Source organism: Enterococcus lemanii, from assembly GCF_016909125.1.
Classification (GTDB): Bacteria; Bacillota; Bacilli; order Lactobacillales; family Enterococcaceae; genus Enterococcus_I; species Enterococcus_I lemanii.
Genome location: NZ_JAFBFD010000056.1, coordinates 1 through 10,911, shown reverse-complemented (window position 1 = coordinate 10,911; position 10,911 = coordinate 1). Strand labels below are relative to the sequence as shown.

Below are 10,911 nucleotides of genomic sequence, written 5' to 3'. Positions count from 1 at the left end.
TCATCACTGATTTCGGCTTGTGGTTCGCTACGCTTGGCGGTAACTACCCGCGACTGGACTTGCACCAGCTAGATGAATGCCATGCCTGGCACACACGAAAAACGTGGAACCCCAATAATGGTTCCACGCTTTTTTAAGTGATTAAAGTTATAACAAAAAAACTTTTACAACTTTTCAACAAGTGCTTTTAAATAAACAACCAATTCCTCTTTAATTTCAGGGTGCATCAAGCCGTATTCGATATTGGCTTCTAACATCCCCATTTTATTCCCGACATCGTACCGTTTGCCTTTAAATTCATGGGCAAAAACGCGTTGGGTCTTATTCAACTTATCAATCGCATCCGTTAATTGAATCTCGCCACCTAAACCAGGCTCTTGGTTTTCTAAAATGGTAAAAATTTCCGGTCTTAATAAGTAACGACCAATAATCGCTAAGTCACTTGGTGCGTCTACTGGTTTTGGTTTTTCGACAAAATGATTCACATCGTATAAACCCGTAGAAATCTCTTCATTTGGTGCAACTACCCCATATTTATCGGTATCTTCATGTGGAATTCGCATCACTGCAAGAGCCGAAGCCTTCGTTTGATCATAGGTTTCAATTAATTGCTTTGTCAGTGGCACGTCATCTTCCATAATATCATCGCCCAACATCACAACAAACGGTTCATCTCCTACAAAAGCTTTTGCTTGTAACACCGCATGGCCTAATCCTAATGGTCGTTTTTGGCGAATAAAATGAATATTAATCCCGGTTGTCTCTTCAACAAGTGCTAACAATTCATCTTTACCTTTGGAAGATAAATTTTGCTCCAATTCTAGATTCGCATCAAAATGGTCCTCAATTGGACGTTTCGCTTTTCCCGTTACAATTAAAATATCTTCAATCCCCGATGCAATCGCTTCTTCAACAATAAATTGAATCGTTGGCTTATCAATAATTGGTAACATTTCTTTGGCTATCGCTTTTGTTGCTGGTAAAAATCTTGTCCCTAATCCTGCCGCTGGAATGACTGCTTTCCGGACTTTTGTCAAAATAATCAAACCCTTTTCGTTTATTTACTCACCATTTTACCACACTAACTAAAATAGCTTTAATTTCTACACAACGTTAGAAACTAAAGCTATTTCTGCATTCGATAAACTGGATAGTCTATTTAATCATGGTTAAAAAACTATTTTCCAGCACGTTTTTGGTAAGTGCCTTCAGAAGTATTAATTTCTAACAATTCACCGGCTTCAATAAAGTCCGGAACGTTCACGACTAAACCTGTTTCCATTGTTGCTGGCTTACCAGAACCTGTTACGGTTGCACCTTTAATTGATGGTTGTGTTTCTGCAACTCGTAAAACAACCGTTGAAGGCAATTGAACACCAATTACTTCTGAACCGTAAAATTGGATTTTTACTTCCATGTTTTCTAAAATGAATTTCATTTCATCTTCAATGTTTTCTGTTGGAATTTCATATTGTTCGTATGTTTCTAAGTCCATGAAAAATCCCGTATCATCCATTGTATACAAGTATTGAACTGTTTTTGTATCAATGTGTGCTTTTTCAAATTTCTCATCTGGACGGAAAGTTGTATCATAAGTTGCACCAGTACGAACATCACGTAATTTCATGCGCATAACGGTATTACCTTTACCAGGTTTGTGGTGACTTGCTTCTAATACTTTAATTAATTTACCGTCTTGAATAAATGTCATGCCAGCTCTTAAATCAACTGCTGTTATCATATTCTTAATCCCCTTTATGTAAAAAATCATTCTTACTTATTTTAGCAGAAGAACACCTATTTGACAAACCTCAATCCGAACTTTCTTCAGGCATTAGAGCCTCATCCGTTCCTTGCATCAAATTTTGATCATAGAAATCAGAACGTTGCATTAAAGCTTGATACAAATTGTCAAACCCAATTTTCTCAGCTAAGGTCGGTTCACTAGAAAATAAATTTACCCCTAGCGCCAAACGTTCCCCTTTAACCTCTACCCCAAGAGCTGCCAGAGTCGTCGGAAACAAGTCCAGTGAAGTCAAAATCCGGTTTTTACTTTGAACAGGCTGGATTGGACTATTCAAAAAGACATTATAAATCGTTCGTTGATAGTTTGGGTCATCCGCATCAAAGAAATCACGATCCATCGTTAAATGATCTCCAACAATTACAACCGTTGTCTCTTCATAAAAAGGTTGGCTTTTAATCCACTCTAAAAACGCTTTGACTTGACGATCACTATCGTAAATAACATTACTATACTGGTCATTAAAGCGATTCGGCGTTTCTTCAGTAGCATAACCATCTTCAAAGTGCGTATCGGTCGTTAACATCGTAAAATTAAATGGTTCTGCTTGATTGGCAAGCTCGGTTAAAGAATCTTTCGCAAAATCAAATAACTTTCGATCTTCATAGCCCCACCACTCCCAATAATCTTTAGGGATTAAACCTTGATCGCGCGCCCAATAAACATCGCGGACTTCATAATGACCATGTTGTTTGAAATACTTGTCTCGACCAGCAAAACCCGCCCACGAACCAATGAAAAGCATTTGGTTATACCCTTCGTCTGCTAAAATTTCCCCTAGCGAATAAGCGCCAGGGAAGAAATTCGTGCCTTTTTTACCATAAGTATTCACATCCAGATCGCCACCTGAGGCACGCAAAGGAAGCCCCGCCGTTTGTGCAACCATCGCACTGGCCGTTTGATTGGCACCAGGAATTTGATACATTCCACCTAATTGATTCGTATTCGAAAACTGAATCCCCTCATTCAAAGCCAGCTCGGTTAAGTTAGGGATTAAGTGATTCGCTTTAACCCCGCCAAAATCTTGGGAAGCATAACTATTTTCCATTGATTCTAAAAAGATATAAATCAAATTACGTTTCTTTTCGGGGAAAACCAAATCAACTTCACGTGGATCCACATATTCATTCTCATAAAGTTTTGTTTCTTCAAAATAATACGCTTTGATGTCGGCGTAACCGATTGTTTTGATACTCAGTGAAATGCCACCAATTAAAATCAAGATACTCATAAGAAAAATACTTGGAAAAAAAATCTTTCTATGATTCATTTCTTTTTTTGTTCGAAGTATCATTGCATAATTTGCAAAGAAATAGAATACACTCCCCACAAAGCTACTTAAAAGCAGGCTGTTTAATAACGGTTCAAGTAAAAAATTAAAAATTTGACTCGACTCTGCCTGACCAAGCGGTTGATTTAAAGCCAAAATCATCTGATCAAAAGTCATATTCGAAAATGCCTGTTCCGCCCATTGGCTACTAATATAAAGAAAAATACCTATAAAAACTAAGAAAGACGAAATAAAAATGATCAGTATTTGAGTCCATTTTATTTCTTTTTTTTGGATAAATTTCTTATTCTTTAAATAAGTAAAAAGAAACGTACCACCCAGTAAAAATGTATTTGTTATAAAAGAACTGAGATACAAAAAGCTTTGGTTAAACTCCCGCCATAAGAAAAACGTCAAAAGAAGTGACATTGTCATTAAGTAAGGTATGACTTTTAAAAATAAAGAACGTTCCTTTGGTAGCAGCCACACCACCACGCTACATGAAATAAAACAGGAAAGAAATAGCACGGATCGTTACCTCCTATCGATTAGTTGCTGTCGATTAAATTATAACACTTATTCCTTTAGAATTTATTTAGATTGGGGTTTTTTATAAAAATTCAAAGATAAGTGAACGAAAAAAACCGAATGTACTAGTTACATTCGGTTATCTTATAATGTGTTAAAAATAAAAAATCATTGAATTTTCTACTCGCTTAACGAATCTCAACCTTCTTTGATGGTGATTTCAGCAATTCTTTAATATCCCCACCTGCAATCACTGAGCCGCTAATAATAACTAATGCTGCCACAATGTCTTTTAAAGCCAACGTTTCACCTAATAATAAGTAACCAAAGGCAATTGCCCAAGCACAATAGGTGATGTTTAATGCCATTGCTTTTGAAGCACCAATCTTATGGATTGCCTTGTAATAAAAAAGATAAGATGTAGTACCAAACAAAGCAGAGAATAAAATTATTGCAGACGTATTCGTTGTTAAAATATCAAAAGTCAGTTTCCAACCACTCAGAAGCGGTAGTAGAACAATACCATAAAAAATAGCCGAGGTCGTTTGGCGAATATGCAAGGCTTGTTCATCGGTAATTGTTGGATCTTTTAATCCATGTGCGATAATTACAGCTTCAGACGCCCAACCAAATACACACATTAACGCAAAGATAATCCCAATCCAACTATTCACGACAGCGGCTTCTCCTGGAGCATAACCTAAGAAAATAACTCCTGCAATACTAAAAGCTAAGCCAAACATCTGTAACACAGACATTTTTTCTTTTAAAAACACATAAGATAAAAAGACACCAACTGCTGGAAATAAAGCAGAAATAATCGCCGTGTAAGCCGCACCAATGTACTTAATTGATAAGACATAACCCGTCATCCCAATTGGTCCACCTACTAAGGCGGCTAAAACGATAAAACGGCCACTTTTTGTATTTAGTGCATGCAAGACATCTTTGTATTGTCTCTTTACGCCCATATATAAAAACATCCAGAGTGACGAACATAAATCATGAATAAATGTACTGATAAATGGTGCTAAAAAAATAGCTTGTTCAGTACTTACAAAAGAAGAGCTTGCTAAAGCGACTCCTAAAATAACCGTATCTAACCCCCAAAATAATCCCGCTAATAACCCTGCATACATTCTAAATTACCTCGCTTCCACTTTTTTATCGAATATTGCTAATTCTTGCAAGTATTTCTTTGAGTTCTCATAACGCTTGGTTGCATAATCAAATAAATTCGCACCACACGAAAAACGTTGCAACCCCCATAAACTCCATAAGAAATCAATCAAGGTTTTATTGATTAGAACACCCTTTTTCTCTATTGTCGTTGGCGTCATTCCTAAATAATAGGTACAAAACAAAGCTTCTTCTTCTGGTGATAACTCTGCCTCAATAATAAAATCAGCAATATCCCAAAGTGCATTGTTCATTCCTGCATACTCCCAGTCTACTAAAACCATCCCAGCGGATCCACGAATAAAATTCTCACAAAGCGGATCATTGTGACACAATACTTGCGCTATATCTGATTGCTCTAGACTTTCTTTTAAACTTAATATTTGATCTTTAGTTATTTGATAGTCTTCCCATAGCAAATCTTTAGGAATCAGTTGTTCATAGTCTTCAACTTTCCCAAATACGTCAAACACAACAGAGCTATCCACCTCTGACTGATGAAGCTTTTGAAAAATTTCAGCTATCGCCTTTAAGTTTTCTTCTTTCTTAACGAGCATTGGACTCATCGTTTGAGCATCCTCAACGTAGGCTGTCACTTTCGTCCCTGTTACGTTATCAAAATAGAGTAAATTAGCAGTAATGCCAATTTCTTGTGCCAAATGAGTACACTCTTTTTCATCGATTCGTTTAATTAATTCTTCCGTCCCTGCACCAGCAAAGCGAAATACATAGTTGTTTTGACCTAGCTGTACAACATAGTTACGGTTGGTCAAGCCACCTAACCGTTCCAAATGAATTGTATCTAAATCAATATCAGGAAATAATTGTTGACTCAAACGAGCAATCTCTACTTGATCAGCTGGATAAATTCTACGAGACAATGCTTTTGTTTCATATCGATAAACATATTCACCGTTAGGGCAAACAAAGTTAAAGCCAACGGTCATCCCATTTTCTTTAATCGGATCAATTTGGGTAATTTCTGCTTCGGTACAATTTAAGTCAATTGCAATTTGTTTTAAAATTTTTGAACGTGTGTTATCAATATAAGTTGCATCAAATTCACGCAATTCATCGAGCGAGTCAAATTCAAAAACAACGCCGGCTTCATATCGCTTCATTTTCATCGGTAACTCTTCTAAATGAGCAATATAAATATCTTCCCAAAGTAAATCCTTTGTTTGTGGTAAAGGATAAACGGATTCTAAAATCGTAGCAATTCGTTGTGAAAACTCTGCAGAAAAGAATACATGTCCAAGCATTACCCAAGCATCTGCACCACCGACTTCTACATTGGTAATGAAATCTTCTGTATTGGTTTCTAAACACCATTCCGCTGTGGGGCCAGTTGAGTAAACTGCTGAATAATACGATTCTGTCACTGATGGCTCAAATACATTTTCCGAAAAATAATTATCTGCTGAACAAATATACGTATTTTTCAATTCATGTTTCGCATAGTACAAACTTGCATGATTGTTCCGTGAGTTGTATTCAGGATTTTCAATCAACTTTACTTGAAATTTATCTGTCAAATATGTAAATAACTCTTTCTTATAACCAACAACGACTGTAATATCATGAATGCCCTTTTCTTTTAATTGACGAATTTGGCGTTCAATTAAGACTTCCCCTTTTACTGTAATTAGCGCTTTAGGGTATTCGTAAGAAATAGGGGCAAACCTTGACGACAACCCAGCGGCCATGATAATAGCGTTATCTACCTGATATTGTTTCATTAGACGAACTCCTGACTGTTAATCATTTTTTGAACAATCGCTGCGTACTCTTTCGCATAACGATATTGACGTAAAGAATATTCTCCAAACTCAACGCCCAATAAGCGTTTGTATTCGCACCAATTACTCCACAATAAGCCAGAAATGGCAATATAGGCATAAATTTTCATTCGAACTTCCGAGCTACAGCCTTCCACAAAATACGCATCAATTAATTGTTCTACTTGCTCTCTTTCATAAAGAGAATAAATCGCAAACATAGCAACATCTAAATGAGGGTCTTGCATTCCTGCATATTCCCAGTCAATGAGTCGTATTTCACCTGTTTCAGTAAACAAGAAATTATCTGGTACCGCATCAATGTGTGTCAAACACCACTCTTTTGGTAATTGTTCAACTAGTGTTTTCAATGCATAGATTTTTTCTTTCGTCGTTGCATAATCTTTAAAAATTGACGGTTGGCCTTCCCACAGACTTTCATAAAAATCAATTTTTTCAAATAAATCAAACGTATGTGGAACTTGTAATTGCAATTGATGGAACGATCGAAGCTTGGCCATGCACAATGCAACCTCATTTAAATTTTCCGGGTCACATACATTTGAATTTTCTAGATATTCTGTAATCTTATAGCCTTTTTCAGGGGAAATATACACAATATCATCACTAATTCGATGATTTGCTAATACATTATAAACCTGTGCTTCTTGCTGACGATTAATTAGTTCATCCGTTCCTTCACCTGGAATTCGCATGATATAACGTTTTTCATTCACTCGAAACAAGAAAGAACGATTCGTCATCCCTTTTTTTAAAACTTGAATTTCGACAATTTCTTTTGTCTCTACAGATAATTCTTTTGCGATTAAATCAATTATTTCCGTCTGTAAATGGGTTGATTGATCATCTAACTCTCGCAATTGTTCGTACGTATCAATTTCAAAGGCTTGATCCAAACGATATACTTTTGCATAAATCGTAGCAGCTTGTTTTTCATGGAAAAAGGCTACTTCCCAGAAATCTTCCGCATATTTTGTTTGACCATCCATTTTCAAAAGTTGTTCTGCCAGACTTTTCCCGACATTTTTGGTCACATAAGCAACACCTATCATTTTATTTCCGATTTGATTGTTCTTTGTTTCAAGTAATTCTTTTTGCCGATTAACACGAATAGTAGAAGATGCATCCGTTTCTTCAGATACTAAATACCATGAATACAATTCAGTCGTAGAAAAGGGATTTTCCTCTAGCCAAATATCTGATGGTAAAATATAAGTATTTTCCAACTGATTTGCTTGAAGAGCCAAGGAATGCAAATTGTTTTTAGTCGCATATTCCTTGTTATATATTAATGTAACTCCAAATTGATCAATTAAATATTCAAATTTTTCTTTCAAAAACCCAACAACAATTGTAATGTCTTTGATTCCTGCTTCTTGCAGCTGCCGAATTAAGCGCTCAATTAAAATTTCTCCTTGAACTTCCAACAATCCTTTGGGCATCTCAGTATTTATTGGTACCATCCGCATCCCAAAACCTGCTGCTAAAATAACTGCGTTTTTAGGACGATTGCATTGAATTTTCGCTTGGCCCAAAGTCGTTAATGAGCCATCAACGAAGATATAATCATGATCAACTAACTGTCTAAACGCTTCATTGACTTTACCTAAAGAATAGCCAGTTTGCTCTGATAGTATGCGTTGATTTGAATAATTCTCTGTTGCTAATTGTTTTAAGACATCATAATCATAAATGTTCATATATACATATCCTTTCAAAGTTCATGAAACTGATAAAACAAACCCTCGTGAACATGATAGCAAAAAAAATAAACTCTGTCTATAAATATTTTATAACACAGAGTCTATTTTGCTTCGTCATTCGTTTTTATCTTAGGCTACCTGAACTATTGAAGTAATACGTTTTGCCATCAATGTTTTGCCAACCGGTTAACATTTCCCCAGATGAATTTAAATAATACCAGGAGCCATTGATAAAGTGCCAACCTGTCCTCATATCTCCTGAAGGGCTAAAATAGTACCAGAATCCATTAATAAAGTGCCAACCTATCCCCATATTTCCTGAAAGGCTAAAATAATACCAATGACCATTTATATATTGCCAATTTGTGAGCATTACTCCTGATTTATTAAAATAGTACCAAAAGTTATCAATTAATTTCCAATCTGTACGCATTGCTCCATCACTGTTTAAATAATACCAAGAATTTCCTTGGAAAAACCAATATTGGCCCATTCTTCCAGAAGCTGATAAATAATACCAATTATCATTCACTATTTGCCAACCAATACGCATTGCCCCATCTTTTGACAAATAATACCAAGAATCAAGTTTTTTCCAATCAGTTGCCATATCACCTGATTCGTTAAGATAATACCAATTGGAGTTAATCACTTTCCAACCTTTACTCATTTTTCCATTTTCTGGTGATAAGTAGTACCAATAATTGTTTAGGTATTGCCAATTTGTTTTCATTCCTTCTAGTTCATCAAATAAATAATAAGTATCGTTAATTAGTTTCCAACCAGATACAGGCTTACCGTTTTCCCAAAAAGAAAGATTACCATTACTAAGGGTTTTCCAACCACTATCATTACTTAAATCCCACATTAACCGATCATATTCATATTGAACAAGTTCAAAAAATTCAGCCATCGAATAGCCAAATTGTTTAAAATAGCCTGTTGGGTCAGTATGGTTCGTGCCGCCTAAATAAGAACTTACCTCATGATGACTCCAGATTGTCCCTTTAGGATCACCATAAACACCACTTGGACGACTGGGTGTTAACCCGAATTGATGTAATTTTTGAGCAGCGTAATGTGCATCATTTAAGACAGATTTCATAAATGCCGTTCGATTGCCTGGGTGCTCAACTAACTCAATGTGAATGAAGTATTGATTCGCAACTTTCCCAGCACCCCAAGCACCATAGCTTGGGTCATGAATTTCCACAATATTTCCTTGATCAACAAATGCATGAACAAACGCGCTTGTCCAATTTCTATCCATATAGGCAATCTCATTCCAAATTGTTGACTTATCATTAGCTGTTTCATGAATCACGATTCCCAAAGGAGTATTTACATCTTCTCCTACTAGGTTTTTATAAGGAAACATTTTATAAGTACGCCAATCAATCTTTATTTCAGGACGGGTAAAAACGCCGCGCTCTGCATTATAAATAATTTCTTGATTTAGTCCACCTGCACGAGCACGCATCAGTTGTGATTCTTCTGGTGGTGCAATTTCGCCTGGTTGAACTGCGTCCCCTAATATTTGATCTTCTGATGGATCGATTGGACTATAAGGATCATCTTCTACTAAACTGGTTTCTTCACTTTCAATTGTTGCCATTACATTTACTTCTTCATAGCTAGTAGTATTTAACTCAATGCTACCAGCATCGTCTTGGGCGTAAACCGTGTTCGCACTAGCTATGAGTAAAAATAGTGAACCTTTTCCTAAACAACTAAAAAACTTATTTTTCATTTGAAACATTTAAAATTACTCCTTATCCATTTGATTAATCAATTTTATAAAGTTGCCATGATTCAACAAAGCTATTCAGTTTATCGGCATAATTGGGATCCGTTGCATACTTGCCTTGTAAAGATGCCGTGACATCAAGGTAGCTTGATCCATTTTCACGCCAAGTCCCTTGATAATAATTTACATCCCAACTAACACCATTTCTTAATTTAAACGCATAATCGTTAAATGAGTCTTTTTTATTTGTATACTTTCTAAAAGGCTCTAGTACGGTTGACCATTCATCTGTCTCTTTATCGTACTCTTGCGTTTCTTTATAAAAAATATCATATTTACCTTCATCTTCACCTAATTTAAATTTCATACCAAAGTAATTATTCGCTTCTTTTACTAGGAGGCTAGTGCCGTAGCCTGATTCTAGAGTTGCCTGTGCGACCATCACAGACGGAAATAACTTTGCTTTATTTGCAACTTCAATTGCATCCGATAAAATTGAACCTAGGAATTGCGTTGATTCATTTTCAAATAATTCACCAGATGGTTGTAAATAATACCAAAAATTATCATAAAACAGCCAACCTGATTGCATAGCGCCACTGCTGTCCAAGTAATACCACTTGTGATTGATATATTGCCAACTAACTAACATTTCACCACTAACATTTAAGTAATACCATTTGTGATTGATATATTGCCAACCAACTAACATTTCACCACTAACATTTAAGTAATACCATTTGTGATTAATATATTGCCAACCAGCTAACATTTCACCACTAATACTTAAGTAATACCACTTGTGATTGATATATTGCCAACCAACTAACATTTCACCACTAACATTTAAGTAATACCACTTGTGATTGATATATTGCCAA

General features: G+C 35.8%; 9 protein-coding genes. 1 reads left to right on the top strand and 8 read right to left on the bottom strand.

From position 1 onward, the window contains the following. Nucleotides 1–164: 164 nt before the first annotated feature. The 3 genes from galU to JOD14_RS12430 all read right to left on the bottom strand — a co-directional run bounded on the left by galU (nt 165) and on the right by JOD14_RS12430 (nt 3,251). Nucleotides 165–1,037, bottom strand: coding sequence for a UTP--glucose-1-phosphate uridylyltransferase GalU (galU, locus tag JOD14_RS12440; RefSeq protein ID WP_204655103.1), 873 nt, complete (start codon nt 1,035–1,037; stop codon nt 165–167). Nucleotides 1,038–1,177: 140 nt separating this feature from the next. Next, nucleotides 1,178–1,741: an elongation factor P gene (gene efp / locus JOD14_RS12435; protein WP_204655102.1), complete on the bottom strand. Its 564-nt coding sequence runs from the start codon at nt 1,739–1,741 to the stop codon at nt 1,178–1,180. 70 nt (nt 1,742–1,811) lie between these two features. Then, on the bottom strand, nt 1,812–3,251 hold the full coding sequence (locus tag JOD14_RS12430) for an LTA synthase family protein (RefSeq protein WP_239576206.1): 1,440 nt from the start codon (nt 3,249–3,251) through the stop codon (nt 1,812–1,814). 224 nt (nt 3,252–3,475) lie between these two features. Here JOD14_RS12430 and JOD14_RS13640 point away from each other — a divergent pair, with 224 nt between their 5' ends. Continuing rightward, nucleotides 3,476–3,523, top strand: coding sequence for a hypothetical protein (locus JOD14_RS13640; RefSeq protein WP_379962461.1), 48 nt, complete (start codon nt 3,476–3,478; stop codon nt 3,521–3,523). Between the two features lie 267 nt (nt 3,524–3,790). Here the strand turns inward: JOD14_RS13640 and JOD14_RS12425 are convergent, their stop codons facing one another. The 5 genes from JOD14_RS12425 to JOD14_RS12405 form a co-directional block, all read right to left on the bottom strand. After that, nucleotides 3,791–4,741: a DMT family transporter gene (locus tag JOD14_RS12425; RefSeq protein ID WP_204655101.1), complete on the bottom strand. Its 951-nt coding sequence runs from the start codon at nt 4,739–4,741 to the stop codon at nt 3,791–3,793. 6 nt (nt 4,742–4,747) lie between these two features. Then, entirely contained in the window at nt 4,748–6,520 is a 1,773-nt protein-coding gene (locus JOD14_RS12420) for an NTP transferase domain-containing protein (RefSeq protein WP_204655100.1), read from the bottom strand. Next, nucleotides 6,520–8,280 carry a phosphotransferase gene (locus JOD14_RS12415; RefSeq protein ID WP_204655099.1) on the bottom strand — a complete coding sequence of 587 codons (1,761 nt, stop codon included), beginning with the start codon at nt 8,278–8,280 and terminating at the stop codon, nt 6,520–6,522. Before JOD14_RS12415 ends, JOD14_RS12420 begins: the two co-directional genes overlap by 1 nt. A 127-nt stretch (nt 8,281–8,407) precedes the next feature. Beyond that, on the bottom strand, nt 8,408–10,042 hold the full coding sequence (locus JOD14_RS12410; RefSeq protein ID WP_204655098.1) for an N-acetylmuramoyl-L-alanine amidase: 1,635 nt from the start codon (nt 10,040–10,042) through the stop codon (nt 8,408–8,410). 25 nt (nt 10,043–10,067) lie between these two features. Further along, on the bottom strand, nt 10,068–10,911 hold an 844-nt coding region (locus JOD14_RS12405; protein WP_204655097.1), incomplete at its 5' end, for a glycoside hydrolase family 73 protein.

Excerpts from the sequence above, each read along its gene's own strand:
- efp (WP_204655102.1), bottom strand. The coding sequence starts at position 1,741 with ATGATAACAGCAGTTGATTTAAGAGCTGGCATGACATTTATTCAAGAC.
- JOD14_RS12430 (WP_239576206.1), bottom strand. The coding sequence starts at position 3,251 with ATGACTTTTGATCAGATGATTTTGGCTTTAAATCAACCGCTTGGTCAG.
- JOD14_RS12425 (WP_204655101.1), bottom strand. The coding sequence starts at position 4,741 with ATGTATGCAGGGTTATTAGCGGGATTATTTTGGGGGTTAGATACGGTT.
- JOD14_RS12420 (WP_204655100.1), bottom strand. The coding sequence starts at position 6,520 with ATGAAACAATATCAGGTAGATAACGCTATTATCATGGCCGCTGGGTTG.
- JOD14_RS12415 (WP_204655099.1), bottom strand. The coding sequence starts at position 8,280 with ATGAACATTTATGATTATGATGTCTTAAAACAATTAGCAACAGAGAAT.
- JOD14_RS12410 (WP_204655098.1), bottom strand. The coding sequence starts at position 10,042 with ATGTTTCAAATGAAAAATAAGTTTTTTAGTTGTTTAGGAAAAGGTTCA.